The sequence below is a fragment of the Halolamina pelagica genome (assembly GCF_900115675.1).
Lineage (GTDB): Archaea > Halobacteriota > Halobacteria > Halobacteriales > Haloferacaceae > Halolamina > Halolamina pelagica.
On sequence record NZ_FOXI01000010.1, the window covers coordinates 44,262 to 62,338 of the forward strand.

14 protein-coding genes and 1 pseudogene are annotated in these 18,077 nt (G+C 66.9%); 12 read left to right on the plus strand and 3 right to left on the minus strand.

Features of this window, described 5'->3' with window-relative positions; genetic code table 11:
- Positions 1 to 17: 17 nt before the first annotated feature.
- Positions 18 to 890, minus strand: coding sequence for a winged helix-turn-helix domain-containing protein (locus BMZ83_RS12065; protein ID WP_074879000.1), 873 nt, complete (start codon positions 888 to 890; stop codon positions 18 to 20).
- Positions 891 to 1,156: 266 nt separating this feature from the next.
- Between BMZ83_RS12065 and BMZ83_RS12070 the strand changes: the two genes are divergently transcribed.
- From BMZ83_RS12070 to BMZ83_RS12110, 9 genes are all read left to right on the plus strand, one after another.
- Positions 1,157 to 1,936, plus strand: coding sequence for a cytochrome b family protein (locus BMZ83_RS12070; RefSeq protein ID WP_074879002.1), 780 nt, complete (start codon positions 1,157 to 1,159; stop codon positions 1,934 to 1,936).
- 291 nt (positions 1,937 to 2,227) lie between these two features.
- Complete coding sequence (locus tag BMZ83_RS12075; RefSeq protein WP_079990178.1) at positions 2,228 to 4,690, plus strand: bacterio-opsin activator domain-containing protein; 2,463 nt, start codon at positions 2,228 to 2,230, stop codon at positions 4,688 to 4,690.
- A gap of 116 nt (positions 4,691 to 4,806) precedes the next feature.
- Positions 4,807 to 5,328 carry a hypothetical protein gene (locus BMZ83_RS12080; protein WP_143076951.1) on the plus strand — a complete coding sequence of 174 codons (522 nt, stop codon included), beginning with the start codon at positions 4,807 to 4,809 and terminating at the stop codon, positions 5,326 to 5,328.
- Between the two features lie 11 nt (positions 5,329 to 5,339).
- The gene (locus BMZ83_RS12085) at positions 5,340 to 6,326 is read left to right on the plus strand and encodes a signal peptidase I (RefSeq protein WP_281243263.1); all 987 of its coding nucleotides are present in this window, start codon (positions 5,340 to 5,342) and stop codon (positions 6,324 to 6,326) included.
- Positions 6,323 to 6,817 (plus strand): hypothetical protein, encoded by a 495-nt coding sequence (locus tag BMZ83_RS12090; RefSeq protein ID WP_143076952.1) that lies wholly within the window; start codon positions 6,323 to 6,325, stop codon positions 6,815 to 6,817. The genes BMZ83_RS12085 and BMZ83_RS12090 overlap by 4 nt, the downstream gene beginning before the upstream one ends.
- Positions 6,814 to 7,893, plus strand: a complete 1,080-nt coding sequence (locus BMZ83_RS12095) for a DUF5305 family protein (RefSeq protein ID WP_074879012.1) — start codon at positions 6,814 to 6,816, stop codon at positions 7,891 to 7,893. Before BMZ83_RS12090 ends, BMZ83_RS12095 begins: the two co-directional genes overlap by 4 nt.
- Positions 7,894 to 8,123: 230 nt before the next feature.
- Complete coding sequence (locus BMZ83_RS12100; RefSeq protein WP_074879014.1) at positions 8,124 to 8,975, plus strand: SDR family oxidoreductase; 852 nt, start codon at positions 8,124 to 8,126, stop codon at positions 8,973 to 8,975.
- 400 nt (positions 8,976 to 9,375) lie between these two features.
- Positions 9,376 to 10,365, plus strand: coding sequence for an ABC transporter ATP-binding protein (locus BMZ83_RS12105; RefSeq protein ID WP_074879016.1), 990 nt, complete (start codon positions 9,376 to 9,378; stop codon positions 10,363 to 10,365).
- Positions 10,362 to 11,201: an ABC transporter permease gene (locus BMZ83_RS12110; RefSeq protein ID WP_074879018.1), complete on the plus strand. Its 840-nt coding sequence runs from the start codon at positions 10,362 to 10,364 to the stop codon at positions 11,199 to 11,201. Before BMZ83_RS12105 ends, BMZ83_RS12110 begins: the two co-directional genes overlap by 4 nt.
- Positions 11,202 to 11,243: 42 nt before the next feature.
- Here the strand turns inward: BMZ83_RS12110 and BMZ83_RS12115 are convergent, their stop codons facing one another.
- A complete protein-coding gene (locus BMZ83_RS12115) occupies positions 11,244 to 12,578 on the minus strand; it encodes a cytochrome P450 (RefSeq protein ID WP_074879020.1) in 1,335 nt (444 codons plus the stop codon).
- Positions 12,579 to 12,712: 134 nt separating this feature from the next.
- Between BMZ83_RS12115 and BMZ83_RS17465 the strand changes: the two are divergent.
- From BMZ83_RS17465 to BMZ83_RS12125, 3 genes and pseudogenes are all read left to right on the plus strand, one after another.
- Positions 12,713 to 12,925 (plus strand): annotated as a pseudogene (locus tag BMZ83_RS17465) (CBS domain-containing protein); the annotation flags it as partial.
- 178 nt (positions 12,926 to 13,103) lie between these two features.
- Entirely contained in the window at positions 13,104 to 13,937 is an 834-nt protein-coding gene (locus BMZ83_RS12120) for a ZIP family metal transporter (protein WP_074879021.1), read from the plus strand.
- 166 nt (positions 13,938 to 14,103) lie between these two features.
- Positions 14,104 to 15,015: a hypothetical protein gene (locus BMZ83_RS12125; RefSeq protein WP_074879023.1), complete on the plus strand. Its 912-nt coding sequence runs from the start codon at positions 14,104 to 14,106 to the stop codon at positions 15,013 to 15,015.
- 224 nt (positions 15,016 to 15,239) lie between these two features.
- Here BMZ83_RS12125 and BMZ83_RS12130 read toward each other — a convergent pair whose 3' ends face one another.
- Entirely contained in the window at positions 15,240 to 18,071 is a 2,832-nt protein-coding gene (locus tag BMZ83_RS12130) for an efflux RND transporter permease subunit (RefSeq protein ID WP_074879025.1), read from the minus strand.
- Positions 18,072 to 18,077: the final 6 nt, after the last annotated feature.

Below are 18,077 nucleotides of genomic sequence, written 5' to 3' on the forward strand. Positions count from 1 at the left end.
CCGTCGACCGCGTTCCGTCAGCGGCGTTCGTGTCGCAGTACCGTGGCTGTCTCGTCGACGGTGACCGAGAGACTTACCCCGTCGATTTCGAACACGAGGGTTAGTTCGAGGGGGTCACGGCGCTCGATCGTCGCTTCGGGGTCCAAGAGCGACTCGAGTTCCCACACGTGGGTCTTCCGCCGGTCGATGCCAACGTCGTAGAGAAACGAGACGACCGCTGGGTGGTCCATCACGACTGCCGCGACGTTCAGCCGGGATCTGGCACCGCACTCCCGGCACGTGAATCGAACGTCCAGCTCAGACCGGTGGGTGATCGACTTCTCGTCCGATCCCGTGGTGAGCGCGGCGTCGACGCGCCCCCGACAGAGTGAACAGAACCCGCGGCTCAGGCGTTCGGTCCGGGTCAGGACGTGTTTGTTGACCACGTCCGGGAGCGTGTCCGGATCGGCGGATGCGACGAGGATCGGCGGCACCGACATCTTGATCAGCAGTTCGTTACACGCCGAACACTCGACGACGACGAACCCATCGTCGTACGTCGCTTCGGTGGTGCAGCCACAGTGGATGCAGTCGCCGGCCGGCACGGGCTCGAGGTCGACCTCCTCCGCCGCGCTGAACCGCCCCGACGTGACGCTTCCAACGGTCTGTCGACCGACGTACGTGAGCGTGTAGGCCTCGCCGTCCTTCGTTACGAACGCCGGGCGCAGTTGATCGAGGTGGTAGTTGAACGTCCCGGAGTCGTCGACGCCGACCCGTGTGCGGAGTTCGGAGAACGAGAGCGGCTCCGGACCTGCGTCCCAGAGCTCGTGAAGGATGTCGAGCCGGATGTCGTTCGCGAGGAGGGCGAACACGTCTTCCGGCCGCTGCCGGGCGTGCTGTGTGGGGGACATCCCCTCGACGTTGCATCGTAGTGACAATCAGTATTCTGGAATCCGATCCAGGGGCGTCCGGTCCCGATCCCCATCACCCATCCCGGGGGCGCTAGGCCCACCACGATGAAGTATCGGTTCGCGAACAGGAACTCGTTCCTGCGAGCCCTTACGGTCCCCTCGGCCATACCCTGTTCACGCATTCCCGCATCGAGCACGCGTTTCGGCCACCGTTGCACGCACCAACCGAGCGATGGCGTTCGAAACCGCGACGACCCTCCACAGCAATGTCACAGCCCACCGCAGACGACCGAACCGACGACGAACCGCGAACCGACGGCGCCGGAGCGAACATCGTTTCTCCCGACGACGAGACGCCGACGTGGGGTGAGCGCAAGCGCCGACGCGCTGGTCTCCCCCGACTCACCTACGAGTACTTCGAGCGCGCGCGCCGGGAAGACCAGGACCTGCGTCAGGAGTCGACGTACGTCGAGCGAGACGTCCTTGGCTTCCCCACCTGGCCCCACGAGTTGATCCGAAACCTCGCACTGGCCACGTTCTTCGTCGGCATGCTCCTGTTACTGGCGGCGACACTCCCGCCCCACATCGGGGATCCCGCTAACCGAAGCGTGACGCCGGCGATCATCCTCCCGGACTGGTACCTCTACTGGTCGTTCGGCCTCCTGAAACTCGGTCCGTTGAACCCTGAACTTGCGGTTTTGGGCGGCGAGAAGGTCGTCAGTGACAAGATCTACGGCGTTTTGGCGAACGTCGTCGTGGTCGGGACGATCTCGATCGTCCCGTTCCTGAACAAGGGGAGTGCCAGACGACCGGTCGAACAGCCGTTTTGGGCGGCGATCGGCGTCGGCGGCACCGTGTTCGCGTTCACGATCGCCGTCTACTCGGCGAAGAACCTCGTGCCGATGTCGCCGCCGCTCCTGTTCGACCTGACGTTCCTCCTGCCGCCGATCGCTGCGGCGATTTCCTACGCAGTGCTGAAGACGATGCGAGAGGGGTACATGTACGACCTCAATCGCCGGTACTACCGGCTGCGGCCGCCGAAGTGACCGGCGGGCCGACACCCCGAACCGATCTCGCCGGAGGTGTGTAACGACCGAGATTCGTTTCGGTTCGCGTACCATCGGCGGTCACGCTGAAACTCTGCACTTCCCCGGGGCGCTAGGCAAACCCCCGACAGAGGTGGTACGGTCATCATTCGTGCGCTTGTCGGCGATCTCCTCGCCCTCTACTGTGCGCCCCCGACCTATGTGCTCGTGTGACGGGGGCTGAATTACCACTCTCGGAGCCAAATCGCCTATCGGTGCTGCAATCGTTATCGGAGTACTCGCGGAGCCAATATGTCGCGACTTCCCGCCCTCCAACGTGACTCCATCAGGGTGCTCCACGTCGACGACGACGAGCAGATGCGGACGCTGCTGCGAGATAGCCTCGAGCACGTCGAGGGGGAGTTCGATGTGCAGTCGGTCGGTGACCCGACCGCCGCGCTCGATCTGATCGACGAGCGCGTCGACTGCGTCGTCTCGGACTACGAGATGCCCGGGATGAACGGGCTGGAGCTTCTGCGGACGGTCCGGGAGGAGTGGCCCGATCTCCCGTTCATCCTCCTCACGGGTCGCGGTTCGGAGAGCGTCGCGAGCGAGGCGGTCTCCGCCGGCCTCACGGACTACTTCCGGAAGTCGGACGTCGCCGGGCAGTTCCCCGTGTTGGCCCAACGCGTCGAGACTGCCGTCGAGGCGGAACGCGCCGAGGTGAGCTACCGGGAGCTGTTTCGGAAGGCCGCCGACGGCATCGCGCTGAACGATCCGGAGACGGGGGCGTTCGTCGACGCCAACCCCGTGTTCCGGGAGATGCTCGAACTCGACCGGTCCGAGCTGATGGGAATGGGTATCTCCGACATCGGGACGATCCCGCCACAGCGGGAACAGGAGACGACGCTGCTCGACCGTCTCCGGCAGGCGGCTCGGGAGGGGGCCACTAGCACCGAGGAGTGTAGCCGGCGGGCGGACGGCGAGCGCTTCTGGATGGAACTCCAGTTCAAACCGATCGAGATCAAGGGCAGCACGTTCGTGCTGACACAGGCCCGACAGATCACCGACCGGAAGCGCTACGAACAGACGCTTTCGGCGCTCCACGCCGCGGTGACGGAGATCGTGAGCGCCGAGAAACCCCGGCAGGTGACCGGGAGCGTTCTCTCGACGGTCACGGACCTCCTCGGGGTCGACCGGGCCGTGGTGTTCCGCCACGACCCCGCCGAGAACTGGTTGGCGGTCGTCGACGCCACGTCACCCGACGGTGTGGTGACGGAGGTCCCGCTCGACCCCGAGAGGCCGATCGCCCGCGCGTTCATCGACGGCGAGCCGGTCGACATCCGCGACTCCGTTTTCGAACGCGGGGGCGTCGACGAGCCAGCCCACGCGGCCGCGCTCCCGATCGGGGCCGCGGGCGTGCTGGTCGTCGAGTACGACCACGCGCGATCGTTCGACGACGACCAGGAGTTCGCGCAGATACTCACGAACGCGGCAGCCGCCGCCTTCGAGCGGATCGAGAAGGCCCGGGAGGCCCACTCGAGCAAGGCGGCACTCCGCGAGCAGACGAACGAGCTACAACGGCTGGAACGGCTCAACGCGACGCTGCGAGGCCTCAACGAGACGCTGCTCCGCACCGACACCCGGGCCGAGGTGTTCGAGGCGGTCTGTGACCAACTGGGCCGGATCGAGGGGATCAAACTCGCGTGGATCGGCACCCCGACCGACGGGAAGCAACTCGACCGGCGCGCGTGGGCCGGGGAGATCCCGCAGTATCTCGACGCCGTCCCGCTCGATCTCGAGACGAGCGACGAACCGGCCGTCGTCGCGGTGCGCACCGGTACACGCGTCCACGTCGAGAACGCGGCGACCGGCCTCACCCGGGAGCCGTGGCGACGGGCGGCGCTTTCCAACGGCGTCGAGTCGGTGATGGCGGTTCCCATCGAGGTCGGCGGCGCCACCGATGCGGTGCTCTCGCTGCTGGCGACCGACCGGACGACGTTCGACGAGCAGTTCGCCGATCTGCTCTCGGCAGTCGCGGCGACGGTCGGGGAGACGCTCCACTCGATCGAGCAGCGTCGAGGACTGCGGTCCGACGAGACTGTCGAACTCGAGTTCGACATCCCGCCGGAACGCCACCTGCTCGGCCGCCTCGCGACCAGTACCGGTGCCGAGTTCGCGGTGCAGGGCGTAATTCCCGAACCCGACGGCCGATCCCGGGTGTTCCTCGCGGTCGAGGGTGCCGATCCCGCGGATGTTGCGGCCGCTGGCGCGTCGATGAGTACGATCAGTGAAGCGACGGTCGCAGCCGACGACGACGGCGCGGGTGTCGTCGAGTTGGCTCTCGAGATATCGGTGCTCGGTACCGGGATCCGGGAGTACGCCCTTCGGCTCGGAGACCTCTCCGCAACGTCCGAGACCGTTCGCGCGAGCGTCGACGTCGCCCGGGCCGAGGACGTTCGACCGGTCGTCACGGCCGTCCTCGACCGGTTCGACGGCTCGCGGCTGCTCGCAAAGCGGACCCAGGCCGACACGCGCTCGGACTACGACCGTCTGCTCGCGTTCCGGAAGTCGCTCACGTCGCGCCAGCGCGAGGTGCTCCACGTGGCGTACCTCAGCGGTTACTTCAAGTCGCCGCGCCAGTGCACCGGCGACGACCTGGCGGAGAAACTCGGCATCTCCTCGCAAGCGGTGTATCAACACATCCGTCAGGCCGAGCGGGCCCTGTTCGAGGAGGCGTTCCGACAGGTGCTGTCCGTTTCGGCGTCCGAGTGAACGGCCGCCGACGGGGCGTCCGCCGAGGGGAGGGGTTTACTACCCAACCCTCGAGTGAGTTGGAAGTTGGCTACCCAACGGAGCCACACCTCCGTCTCTGGACGGTACGATGGGGTATGCAACGAAGAACGGTGATTGCAAGCGTTGGAGCGATCCTCGGAACCAGTGTCGGCACGGCAGCGTACACGAGCGCGACTGTCACCCGTGATGCGACGTTCGCGGTCGCGACGGACGCCTCCTCGGCGCTGATCGGCCTCAACGCCGGCACGACGGCAGGTGTCACGGAGAGCGGGGACGCGCTCTCGATCGCGGTTCAGGACCTCAACACGGACGGGACGTTCGTCTACGGTGACGGGGCGAACATCGACACGTCCCACGCGTTCTCGATTATCAATAACGACGGCTCCGAGCGGTCGTTCACGCTCGGCTACGACACCGCCGGCGTCACGTTCGAACTGTTCCAGCAGGGGACCGACTGGACGGACGCGACCTCGCTGGGCACCGTCGACAGCACGACGGACGTGACCTGGACTGCGGCTGCCGCCGAGGAAATCCGTGCGGTCATGACGATCGACACGACCGGTGTCGCGTCGGGTGCGACGGACCTCGACGGGACGCTGACTGTCTCGGCGAACTAATCCGCTCCACCATTTCGATGATTCGTCGAGTGTTGGTCCTCTTAGCGGTTGGTAGCGTCCTCGTAGTGGCGCTGCCCGGGACGCCCGTCCAACTCTCGTACGTCTACAGCGACAGCATGGAGCCGACGATCGGGACCGGCGACGGCTACGTCGTCGTCCCGGCCGGCGACGTGTCGGTCGGCGACGTCCTCGTGTTCGACTCCGACTACCGCGGCGAGTACGTCACCCATCGCGTCGTCGACGTCACCGAGGCGGGCTACGTCACACAGGGTGACGCTAACCCCGCGACGGACCAGGCAACCGGCCACCCAGTCGTCACTTCTGACCGTGTCGTCGGGCAGGTACTCACCCTCGGCGACCGACCGGTGGTGATCCCGGGGCTCGCGAGCGTCGTCTCCCTGCTTTCCACCTACTGGCCGCTCGGCGTGCTGGCCGTGCTGCTCGGCGGCGGCCTCCTGGAGCGGAACCCCCGCGCCCGTGACCTCGTGCGCGTCGACGACCTGATCACGCCGCTCGTCCTCACGACGGTCGTCGGGAGCGCCATCGCACTCGCGTACTCGGCGCCGACGTACACGATGGCGTTCACCGCCGTGGCGACTGACGCCGACGGGGGGCGCGTCCTCCCGCTCGGCGAAGCCGTGAGCAGGACCATCGAAGTCGCGGCCGGCCCGCGATACACCTACCAGTTCGTCGAGGGGACGGGCGTCACGATCGCCGATGTCGCCGCGAACGGCGACGTGTTCGACGTAGTCGTCGACGTCCCCGCACGGGCGGAGCGCGGCGCCTACGACGCGACGGTGACGACGTACTACTACCCGGCGGTCCTGCCGTACGGCCTCGTGCGCGCGCTGCACGCGTTCCACCCCGTCACGGCGGCGCTCGCCACGATCGGGACCGTCGTCGCACCGGCGTACGCCGTCCACCGACTCGCTGTCGACGGCCGGGCACCGATCGAGAGTCGGTCACGGTCACGCACCGCGTGGTGGGACCCGCGATGAGCGGACGTTCCCGCCGTCGGTCCCGCCGTGTACTTCCGGTCGTCGTCCTCCTGACGGCCGTGCTGCTCGTCGGTGCAGCCGTCCTTCCTGCTGCCTCCTACTCGACGGGCGATGTCGACCGTGGGGCCGGTGTCGACGTCGTGAACGACCAGGAGGCCTCCTTGTCGCTCGACACGGCCGCGAACGTCAGCGTCGGGACGGTCGACCAACTCGTCGTCGTCACCAACGGTTTCGAGAGCACGGCGACGGTCTCGGTCTCGCTCACGAGCGCGTCCCCCGCGAACGCGAGTCTGGTCGTCGGTGGCGCGTCGGTCGGTGACGCCTACAGCACCGACCTCGGGCCGGGCGCGAGCCTCACCGTCGACGTCGACGTTCCCGACGACGACTCGCTCGACGGGAGCGAAATCGTGTTCGACGCTGCCGCAGAAACGGGCGACATCGACGCCACGGCCTCCGGCAGACGCGTACCGATCGAGGGGACCGCCACGTGATTCCGGCCGCGAAGATCCGCTACGTCGTGGCGACCCACGGCCGGCCGCTCCGGACCCTCGGCGTCGTGTTGCTCGTGGTCGGCGTCGTTGGCGTCGCCGCCACGCTGATGTACCCACCGACGACGACGGTGACGGAAGTGACCGACAGCGCAACCGTCGAGACGGGGACGACGATGCGGGCACCGGTCGAGGGCGAGCACGCGATGTACGACGACGGCGAAGTGCTGACCGACGAACCGGTGTACATCCGCGCGGTCGCCCCGAACCTCTCGGTGACGGCCTCAACCCGATCCCCGCCGGACGGCGTCGACATCGAGCAACGGCTCTCGATCGTGTACGAGGCGTCGTCGTCCGCGGATGGCGTGTTTCGTGAGCGCCGCGACGTGCTCCGGACGACGACCGACCGCGTTGAGCAGGAGGGCCAGGCCGTCAACACGACCGTCTCGATCGAGATCGCCGAGATCGCGCGCACGCTGAACACGATGCGCGACGAGATCGGCGACGCCGGCGGGATAACCGCGTACCTCCACGTGGAGACTGTGTACGACGGTCCGGAGTACGAGGGGACCCTCGAGAACCGGGCGCCGCTCTCCGTGAGCGAGGACGCCTACCGGCTGCCGACGACGGACCTCCGCCAGGACCACCCCACGACCACGTCGGTGACCCAGCCTGACCCCCGGCAGGTGTTCGAGGTACCGCTCCCCGAACTGGGCAGCGTCGTCGTTCCCCATTGGACGCCCCTGTTCGGCGTGCTGGCCGTGCTTGGCGGGCTGGCGATCGGCGCTGCTCGGTACGGCCGCGAGTTCTCGGTCACCCGCGAACGGGCCACCGTCCACCGGCTCCGGTACGCCGAGTGGATCTCGACCGGCGAGCTCCCCGCGACGCTCGCTGCGCACCCCTTCGTCGTTCCGATGGCGTCGCTCCAGGCGCTCGTCGATGTCGCCATCGACTCCGAGACGCGAGTCGTCCACGACGCCTCTCAGGACTGCTACGCGGTGCTGACGGCAGGCGCGCTGTACGTGTTCGTTCCGGATGCCGGCAGCGAGGTCGACGATCCGGCGCCAGCAGACGCCTGACTGATCGTCGGCTGGGCGTGCTCGGCGATGATGTCCGCGTCGACACAGGGCGCAGTCAGAACCCCTGGCAACCGGGATCGGAGGGTCGTTTCGCGGGCACTGAACACGTCGCATCGGTTTCGGCCACGAGTTCCCCTCCGACACACGGCTTGATCATCCACTGAGACCGGTAGCTCCGCGTTTGTCGCTTGGACACCGGGAATTATACTTCGGTCGGCCGACCCGAAGGCATGGCACTCGCGACCCCGGACCTCTCGGGCTCGACGGCGTTCATCACCGGAACGACCCGCGGGATCGGCAAACAGCTCGCGCTCGCACTCGCCGACCACGGCTGTAACATCGTCTCGACGGGCAAGACGACCGACGACGACGACGCGGATCTCGCCGGATCCATCGAGCAGACGGCCCGCGAGGTGCGTGACCGCGGTGTCGAGGCCCTCGCGCTCGAACTCGACCTCCGCGACGAGGCCCGCGTCGAGGCGGTCGTCGAGGAGGCGATCGACCACTTCGGTGAGGTGGACGTCGTCATCAACAACGCGAGCGCCATCCAGCTGGCGAACATCGCCGACCTGCCGGCCGACAGGTTCGATCTGCTAACCGACGTGAACGTCCGCGGGAGCCACCTCGTCGCGCACTCGTTCGCCGATCACCTCGCGGAACTTGACGAGGCGTGGCTGCTATCGAACTCGCCGCCGGTCGTGACTGACCGCTCGCCGGGGAAAGCCCCGTACGCGTGGTCGAAGCTCGGGATGTCGTTTATCACGCTCTCGCTCGCCGAGGAGTTGGCGGGCGCCGACGTCGGCTGTAACACGTTCTGGCCGGTGACGACGATCGACACCCGCGCCACCCGGTACTTCGGGCTCGGGACCGAGGACGACTGGCGCACCCCGGAGATCGTCTCCGATGCAGTGCTCGAGATCCTGGCACGCGATCCGTCGGCGTGTACGGGCAACAGCTTCTACGACGAAGCCCTGCTCCGTGAGGCGGGAGTCACCGATTTCTCGGCGTACAACCTCACCGACGGCGATCCGGCACCGCTGTCGGCACGGATGTTCGACCCGGAGTTCGAACGCGGGGAGTGACCGATCCCTTCCTCCACGGCGGGGAGTCCAGCAGCCTGCCCGGTGAACCAAGGGGGGCGCCCGGCGGTTGAAACGCCCTCTCCGTGGGGTATCACCACGGCCGGCGCAGGGTTACGACCCTCGCTCAGAACGCGCGAACCACCCTGGCGCGATACCTCAGTTCCGATCACCATCTCGGGCATTCGAAGTCGTCACGTGCCGCGATCGTCAGTTCATCTCGGGGGCTAGCGACATGCTCAACCGGTTCGACGAGACTGTCGGTCCCGGCGACGTACTGGTTCACTTGGGTGAGGCCGCGATGGACATACACGACGGAGGCTATCGCCGCCACCATCCCCTCCTCGATTAGTCTACACACCTAATACCGTAGTATTTTGGGAGATGTACACGTACGGACAATATGGATACGGGTTCACTATCGGACGCACGGGGATCGGCCGGCGACGAGCCGGTCGCCATCCAGACGAGGGGGCTGACGAAACGCTACGGGGAGGACGTGTTGGCCGTCGACGACCTCGACCTGACGGTGTACGAGGGCGAGATATTCGGCTTTCTCGGCCCCAACGGCGCCGGGAAGTCCACGACGATCGACGTGATCATGGACTACGTCAGGCCGTCGGCCGGGAGTGCGACGGTTCTCGGTTTCGACGCCCAGCGGGAGACGCGAGCGATCCACGAACGGGTCGGTATTCTGCCGGACGGGTACGGCCTCTACGACCGTCTCTCCGGGCGGAAACACCTCGAGTACGCGATCTCGTTGAAACGAGCGACCGACGACGTCGACGACCTCCTCGATCGAGTCGGGCTCGACGCGTCGGCTGCCGATCGCGTCGTCGGTGGCTACTCGAAGGGGATGACCCAACGATTGGCCCTCGCGATCGCCCTCGTCGGCGACCCGGAGCTACTGATCCTCGACGAGCCGTCGTCGGGACTCGACCCCAACGGCGTCCGTCTCGTCCGTGAGATCGCTCGGGACCACGCCGACCGGGGGAGGACGGTCTTCTTCTCGAGCCACATTCTCAGCCAGGTCGAGGCGGTCTGTGACCGCGTCGCGATCCTCAACCGTGGTCGACTCGTCGCCGTCGACTCGATCGCCGGGCTCCGCGACGCGCTCGGAACTGGGTCGACGGTGACGCTCACGGTCGATTCCGTCCCGGACTCGCTGACGGTCGCGGCTATCGCCGGCGTCTCCGACGTTGCCGTCGATGACCGAACGATTCGGGTACGCGTCGACGAGGCCACAGCGAAGGTCGACGTGATCGACCGCGTCCGCGACGATGGTGCGGCAGTGCTCGACGTGACGATCGAGGAGTCGTCGTTGGAGGACCTGTTCAGCGCCTACACCGGCGATGCGCCCCGGCAGGTCGGCGCTCCGGAGGGGGAGCGATGACGGCCGCGCCGATCTGGCTGACGATCGCTCGCAAGGAGTTCGCCGACGCCCTCCGGTCGCGCATGATCTGGGGCATCGTCGTGATCATCGCCGTGATGACGTCGCTGTCCGCGGGTGTCTCCCTCCTCGTGCCCGACGTCGATGGCGGTGTCGAGATGGCGATCGGCGGCGCGTCGCAGTTCGCGGGGCTGCTCGTCCCCATCATGGCGCTGATCGCCGCCTACCTCGCGATCTCCGGCGAACGGGAGTCGGGGAGCCTGAAGGTGATCCTCGGGCTCCCGCCGTCGCGGGGCGAAGTGCTCTTCGGGAAGTTCCTCGGCCGGAGCGGTGTGGTCGCGATCGGACTCACGCTGGGGTTCGCGGTCTCGGGTGTCGTCACGGCGGCACTCTACGGCGGCCTCCCCGTGGGGGCGTTCGTTGGAACGACGATCCTGACCGTCCTTCTCGGCGTTTCGTTCGTCGGCATCGCCATCGGGATCTCCGCCGTCACGAAGACGCGATCCCGGGCGATGACGCTGGCGATCACGGCGTACCTCGGGCTGACGCTGCTCTGGGACCTGGCCCCAAACGCGGTTCACTTGCTCGTCACCGGCGAGATGCCCGGCGAAGTCGTGCCCGGGTGGTTCCTGCTCCTGCAGGGGTTCAGTCCGACCGGGGCGTACAACGCGCTCGTCCAGCGGCTGTTGCTCGGCGGCGGAACTGCCGTGGAAGCGCGACTCGGCGGCCCAGCACCGGGGTACCTCGATCCGGCGGTGTTCGTGGTCATCATGCTCGCTTGGGCTGTCGTCCCGCTCGTCGCCGGGTATCTCACGTTCCGCCGAGCCGACCTGAGCTAACCGGCCTATCTCCCGGCAAGGAGGCTGGGACCGCCACGCCGGCTATCGCTCGTGCAGCCGCATCCGGATCTCCTCGTCGGGTCGGGAGGTGACCGTCTGGATCACCTCGACGGTACGGCCCGAGGTGAGTTCGAGGTGGTACTGCTGGTAGAGCATCGCGAGGATGAGTCGCGCTTCGAGCATTGCGAACCGGTCGCCGATGCAGCGGCGCGGGCCGGCGGAGAACGGGAAGTACGCGAGTTGGGGGAGCGAATCGCGCAGGTCGTCGGTCCAGCGCTCCGGGCGGAAGGCCAACGGGTCGTCGTACCACCGGTCGTCGCGGTGGACCACCCACTGGCTCAGGAACACCCGCGACCCGGCGGGGATCTCGTAGCCGCCGACGTGATCGGACTCCTTCGTCTCGCGAACGATGCTCGGCACCGGCGGGAACAGCCGCATCGACTCCTCGACGACGCGCTCGGTGTACGTCAGGTCGGGCAGGTCCGCCATCGTCGGGCGCTCACCGCCGAGCACGGCTTCGAGTTCCGCGACGAGCTTCTCCTCGATCCCCGAGTGCTGGGCGAGCAGGTAGGTCGTGTAGGTGAGCGACACCGCGGTCGTCTCGTGGCCGGCGGTGAGCAGGGTGATCGCCTCGTCGCGGATCTGCTCGTCGTCCAGGGGTGCGCCGTCCGCCTGCGCTTCGAGCAGCATCGAGATCACGTCGTCCGCACCGGGGTCGTCGCGTTTCTGGGCGATGATGTCGTCGACGACCTCGTCGAGGGTCGCCCGCGCGCTGGCCATCTTTCGCCGGGACGGGAGCGGGACGCCCTCGGGAACGAGCAGGTTCGAGAGGCTGGCGGTGGCGGGGAGGTAGCTGTTCATCGCCGCCTCGATCTCGTCGACGTACCGGTCGATGTCGACGCCGAACAGCGCCTCGGCGACGATCCGGAGGGTCAACTCCATCATGTCCTCGTGGATCGACCGGGTCTCGCCGGCCGACCAGTCGTCGAGCAATCGCGCGGTCTGGTCGGTCATCATCTCGCCGTAGACGCTGATCCGGTCGGGGTGGAAGGCGGGCTGCATCAGTCGTCGGTTCCGGCGCCACGCCTCGCCCTCGCTGTTGAGGATGCCGTTGCCGGTCAGCGGACGGAGGATCCGCTGGAACTGCTCGCCCTTGACGTAGTTCGTGTTGTTGTGGACGAGCACGTGAGCGATGTGCTCCGGATGGTTGAACTGGTAGAAGTGCTCGCCCAACCCCTCCCAGTGGACGACGTCGCCGTACTCGTGAGCGACGGACTCCGTGAACTCGAGGCCGCCGAGGATCGACTGCGGGACCGCGCCGACGACGGGGAGGCCGTCGGGGCCGGGTGGGAACTCACCGCTCGTGTCAGAGGGCATCGCGTGGTACTACGACCGCCCCCGTGTTGAGGATACTTGCTCGGGAGGGTCGGACCGATGCCGAGCTCACGGCGGTCCGGAGCTCGTTCATCTACGGCGTCGGATCCGAGTCCGGAAACACGCGACGAGGCTGCGGGACGCCGCTGCTGTCGGCCCGGAGTCCGACTGCACACGGATCGAGGGCTGTACGTGGGGTCCGGCGAGGGGGACGGTTCGAGGCACGCGCTCAACGAGCGGCGGGACGTGCCCGAACGCCGGATCCGAGACCGGAAGACGACCGCGAAAAGGAAGGGACACCCAGCGAGGAGTACTGGGAGAAGCGCCTCGGGTGGCTGCTCGAGGAGTGATCTGGACGAGTCAGCCCCCGGCCATCATTCAAGCGACCTGTGCGATCGTGACGAGCCCCGGGGGCCCGTAACGATCGTCGGATGATGAGGATCCGAGCGCATACCCCCGACCGGAGGCGGGAGAGGAGGGCAAAACGGGCTAATTTATCTGGGTGCAGGTGGATTCGGGACTAAAGCGATGATCTCGATCGCTGAACTGTTCGTTCGCGTCGCCGGCGAAAACCCGGTCGTCCAAGGGTTCGTCGGCGGGGTTGTGATCGCGGGGCTAAACCTGTTCGGCGCGATGCTGGTGTTCGTCTGGCGGGACCCGTCGGAACGTGCCCTCGATGGCGCGCTCGGGTTTGCGGCCGGGGTGATGCTGGCCGCAGCGTTCACGAGCCTCATCATCCCCGGAATCGAGCAATACTCCGGGGGGAATCCGATCCCGACGCTGGTGGGTGTCGCACTCGGCGTCCTCTTTCTCGATCAAGCCGATGCGCTCATCCCCCATGCACACTACCTCCTAACCGGGCGCAGACGGAGGGACGAGGCCAACCCGAGCACGTCCCTGCCGCTCGATAACGAGCGGCTGGCTCCTGTCGTGCTGTTCATCTTAGCGATCACGCTCCACAACATGCCCGAAGGGCTGGCAGTGGGTGTCGGATTCGGATCCGGGAACATCGCGAACGCGATCCCGCTGATGCTCGCTATCGGCATTCAAAACATCCCCGAAGGCCTCGCCGTCTCTGTGGCCGCGATCAATGCCGGGCTGGATCGGCGGTCCTATGCCGTCTTCGCCGGCTTGCGATCCGGTATCGTTGAGATCCCGCTCGCAGTGCTCGGCGCGTTGGCGGTCAGTGCCGTCGAGCCGATCCTTCCGTACGCGATGGGCTTCGCCGCGGGCGCAATGCTGTTCGTGATTTCCGACGAGATCATTCCCGAAACCCACACCCGAGGGTACGAACGGACTGCCACCCTGGGGGTGATGGCGGGCGTCATTGTGATGCTGTATCTCGACGTCAGTTTAGGGTGATCGCTGATAGGCACTCGGGGGGACTTAGAGCCATCCAGCGATCAAGGCCCCGAGGCTACCTGCTGTAATCTCGGAACGGAGGTCCCGAGTGGTGTACGGAGTCGCAGCGAGGGGTGCCGAACGATTCCAGAAACCTGTTAAGAAAGCGACTCGAAAGCCATGGCGCATGGTCCCTACACTGGAACGCCGCACCCTGCTCGGCGCGCTGACTGCTGCCGGCGCCGCCGGGCTCGCTGGCTGTTCCCTCAGCCCTCCACGTCCCGACGAACGGACGGACGAGTTCCGAGACTGGCTCCACGAACCCGGAACGGTTCGGGATCCGGGTCACTACCCGTTCGCCGCCATCGACGTCTCGACGTTTGCCGTCCGCGAGTCGGCAGTCGACGCCGAGGCGTACCGGGACGTCGAATCGTTCGTCGACTACCACCTCGGCCCCGCCGGCTTGGGCGTCGATCGGGTCGACTGGCTGGTCGAAGGCAGCGTCGCCGGGGTCGCCGCCTGCTCCCGCTCGAAGGACAAACTGACCGACGCACTCGAGGGGAACGGCTACGTCGAGCGGACGACCTACCGGGAGTACACACTCTACGTCCCGGACGGGAGTGGGAGCCCGACCAGTTCCGTTGCGGTCGCCGACGACCGCGTCGTCTCGACCGGGAACGTTCAGCAACCCGTCGATGCCGCCCGTGCCGTGATCGACACTGGCGCCGGTGAAACCCCACGCTACGCCGCCGCTCGGGAACCCATGGTCGACCTCTTGGACGCCCTCGACGGGGACGCCATGACGTACGGACGGACCCGTGAGACCGTCGCGGATTCCGGAGTAGCGCAGGGCGTGTTCGAAGGGATGGTCGCCGATGGAAGCGCGCTCTCGTTCGACGGCGACGCCGCCGAGGGTCAGTGGGCGTTCGTCCATGCGGACGCCGACGACGTCGACCTCGACGCCGTCCAGTCGTGGGTCGACAGCCAGTCCGACGGGACGGTCGGTGCGTTCGAGGACCGCTCGGTTTCACAGTCCGGCCGAACCGCCCTCGTCACGGGGTCGGCGTCGATTGGCGAGGCGCCGCTCCTCTGGCCCTAGGGCTCACCGACGCGAATATCGGTCACGGGTGAGAGCTCTCACCCCACCCTCGTCGGTGGGAAGAGTTGAGAACACGGACTGTACTTACCGGTGGCCGACTTCCCGATGATCGCGGTCGAATAGAGCTCGAAACGGCCGGTACCGGAGTCCATGTGAGCAAGCGGGTCGGGTCAGCGCTGACGGTCGTGTTCGGAGGCGCGGGTTCCGTACGCGGGCGAACGATCCTACCCACTCGTCGGCGGTCCCGATCCGGGACCTCGGTTCATGACCCGTGCCCAGACGACGAGCAAGCTCGGGAGGACGAACACGCTGGCGAGGAACGCGTAAACGATCGTCAGCGCGGTGATGAGGCCGAACGACTGGAGGAACGGGAGGATCGCGACGAGCAACACGGCGAACCCGGCGGCGGTCGTGGCCGCGCTCGACAGCAACGCGCCGCCGGTGCCGGTTAGGGTTTCGTGCAGTGCTGCCGTAACCGTCTCCGCTTCGGCGAGTTCCTGGTTGAACCGCTCGCTGACGTGGAGGCTGTAGTCGACGCCGAGCCCGATGGTGAGCCCGGTGATCATCCCGGTCACGATGTTGAACGGGATGTTCAACAGTGCCATCGTCCCGAGCACCCACGTCAGGGTGAACGCGACGGGGACGATCGTGACGGCGCCGAGCGACGCGCTGCCTTCGGTGAGCCGGTAGGCGACCGCGAGGACGACAAATACCGACAGCAGCGCGACGACGAGACTCAGGAGCGCCGTCTCCGCGAGCTGGTCGGCCGTGATCTGGTTGAGGATCACGTCACCGGTCGCGATGACGGAAACGCCCTCCCCCTCCGCGTCGTCGGCGATCCACCCCATCTGGTCGCGGACGACCTCGTCGGCGACGCCACTGTCGACGGTCACGACCATCCGGAGGGCCTGATACTCGCCGTCCTCCCGGTGGACGACGTCGGCGGCCTCCTCGGGTGCGACCCGGTAGAGGTCGTCGTAGACGGCGGTCACGTTCTCGTCGGGGACGCCGTCACCGTCGGTGTCGGCGGCCGACAGCGTCCGGTTGAACGACTCGTCGTCCGCCGCGACGCGATCCATCACCGTGACCGGGTCGGTCACTGCGGGCTCACCGTCGGCGTACGTCTCCGTCGCCGACATGTCGCTGGCGTTCGTGCGTGCGGCATCGAGCCGGTCGAGCGTCGCGGGATCGGTCACGTCGCCCCTGACGAGTATCGTGGCTGTGGTGTCCTGTCTGACGAAGTCCCGGTCGAGCGTGTCTATCGCCGTCCCCGCCGTGTACGTCCCCGGCGCGATCGGATCGGGGAGGTCCTTCACCCAGTCGTCTGGATCCTCCGCGAGGAAGTCCGACTGTTCGAAGCTGGCGTCGATCCCTGTCGCCCCGTACGCACCTGCGGCGCTGACGAGGAGCGCGACGACGATGACGACGTAGGGAGCCTTCGTTGCGAGCGTCGCACCCGTATCGAGGAGGCGATTGACCGGCCCACCCCCGGTTCCGACGGCTGGTTTCACCCGGTCGATCCCCCGGCGTTCGAGCAGTTCGTCGAGTTCGACCTTCAGCGCCGGAACGAGGAGGCCGAAGACCAGAAGCGTGGCCACGATCCCGATGGCGCTGACGACGCCGAGTTCGCGGAAGACCCCGAGCGGGCTCGTGAGGTTCGAGAGGAAGCCGATGACGGTCGTCGTGGTGACGTAGACGAGTGCGACGCCGACACTCCCGAGCGCGACAGCCATCGCGCGACGGGGTGGAGTCCCGCTCGACTCGCGAGCCTCCCGATAGCGCATCACGACGTGGAGGCCGTAGTCGATGGAGAGGCCGATCAACAGGACGAGGACGACGATGAACGGCTGGCTGAACGCGATGTCGAACCACCCCATCGCGCCGAACGTCCACACGAGAACGAGCACGATCCCGAGGAGTCCGAGCAGAATGTCGAGCAGGTCCCGATAGACGACCACGAGCACGAGCAAGACGAACGCGATCGCCAGCGGGCCGACCAGGAGGACGCTGTCGATCATCGAGTTCGTGATCTCCGTCGAGACGATCCCGTCACCGTAGACCAGGACGGCCATCGAGTCGTCGTCCGGTGCCAGGTCCGTCATGGCGGCCTGTGCGTCCTCGATCTCCTCGGGTGCGTCACCGGGGGCGAACGACCCGCCTGCGGACTCTTGGGTCACGACGAGCAGCGTCGCGTTCGTCCCCGTCGATCCCGGTTCGTAGTAGTCGGGCATGAAGGCGAGCGCGCGTGCCGACCGGTCCGAATCCCCGGCGAGGACGTCTGCGACGAGGGTCCCGACTTCCGAATCGCTGAGCGACCGGAGTTCCTCGAGCTGCTTCTCGAGCGTGGGGTCGAGCTCCGCCAACTCGCGCCTGTCCTCGGCGAGACGTGCGTACTCGTCCGCGAGGATCTGTTCCGTGACGCTCCTGTCTCCTGTCTCGTTTTGTGCGGTGGCCGTGGGGGTTGTTTCGTTGTCGTCAGTTGATTCGCGTCGCTCCTCGACGGCGGCCGCGAACAGGGTGTAATCCTCCTCCGTGAGGCCCACTGACGTGTTGGCGTCGACGGCATCGAACGCGGGGCGGACGCTCGCGTTCGGGTTGCTTTCGAGCGAATCGAGGGCTTCGGCGAGGTGCGCCTCCGTCCTGGCCAATTCGCGTTCGCGAGTCTGGAGCTCGGCGGCCCGGTCTTCCCGGATCGCTGCGGTCGCGACGACGTTCGCGACACTTCGGGTGGAGTCGTTCTCGACGAGCGTCTCGTTGACTGTTTCGTTGGTCTGGAGCGCCCGTTCGTATTCGAGGATGGACACGAGCGTCCCCTTATCGAGGACGTCGTCGTCTCGGACGATGACCTGTGCTGACGTCGTGTCAGTCGTTCCGCGAGAGAAGTTCGCGTCGACGTACTCGAGCGCGTCGGCTTCGTCGGCGTCGGTCTGGAACTGATCGAGCGACGTCGAGCGGTCGACCATCGGCACGCCAGCGGCGACGACCGCGGACGCGACGACCATGACCGCGATGACGAGCCGAGCATTGTCCGTGATCCACTCACTCACATCAAACATTACTGA

Excerpts from the sequence above, each read along its gene's own strand:
- BMZ83_RS12065 (WP_074879000.1), bottom strand. The coding sequence starts at position 890 with ATGTCCCCCACACAGCACGCCCGGCAGCGGCCGGAAGACGTGTTCGCC.
- BMZ83_RS12070 (WP_074879002.1), top strand. The coding sequence starts at position 1,157 with ATGTCACAGCCCACCGCAGACGACCGAACCGACGACGAACCGCGAACC.
- BMZ83_RS12075 (WP_079990178.1), top strand. The coding sequence starts at position 2,228 with ATGTCGCGACTTCCCGCCCTCCAACGTGACTCCATCAGGGTGCTCCAC.
- BMZ83_RS12080 (WP_143076951.1), top strand. The coding sequence starts at position 4,807 with ATGCAACGAAGAACGGTGATTGCAAGCGTTGGAGCGATCCTCGGAACC.
- BMZ83_RS12090 (WP_143076952.1), top strand. The coding sequence starts at position 6,323 with ATGAGCGGACGTTCCCGCCGTCGGTCCCGCCGTGTACTTCCGGTCGTC.
- BMZ83_RS12100 (WP_074879014.1), top strand. The coding sequence starts at position 8,124 with ATGGCACTCGCGACCCCGGACCTCTCGGGCTCGACGGCGTTCATCACC.
- BMZ83_RS12105 (WP_074879016.1), top strand. The coding sequence starts at position 9,376 with ATGGATACGGGTTCACTATCGGACGCACGGGGATCGGCCGGCGACGAG.
- BMZ83_RS12110 (WP_074879018.1), top strand. The coding sequence starts at position 10,362 with ATGACGGCCGCGCCGATCTGGCTGACGATCGCTCGCAAGGAGTTCGCC.
- BMZ83_RS12115 (WP_074879020.1), bottom strand. The coding sequence starts at position 12,578 with ATGCCCTCTGACACGAGCGGTGAGTTCCCACCCGGCCCCGACGGCCTC.
- BMZ83_RS12120 (WP_074879021.1), top strand. The coding sequence starts at position 13,104 with ATGATCTCGATCGCTGAACTGTTCGTTCGCGTCGCCGGCGAAAACCCG.
- BMZ83_RS12125 (WP_074879023.1), top strand. The coding sequence starts at position 14,104 with ATGGTCCCTACACTGGAACGCCGCACCCTGCTCGGCGCGCTGACTGCT.
- BMZ83_RS12130 (WP_074879025.1), bottom strand. The coding sequence starts at position 18,071 with ATGTTTGATGTGAGTGAGTGGATCACGGACAATGCTCGGCTCGTCATC.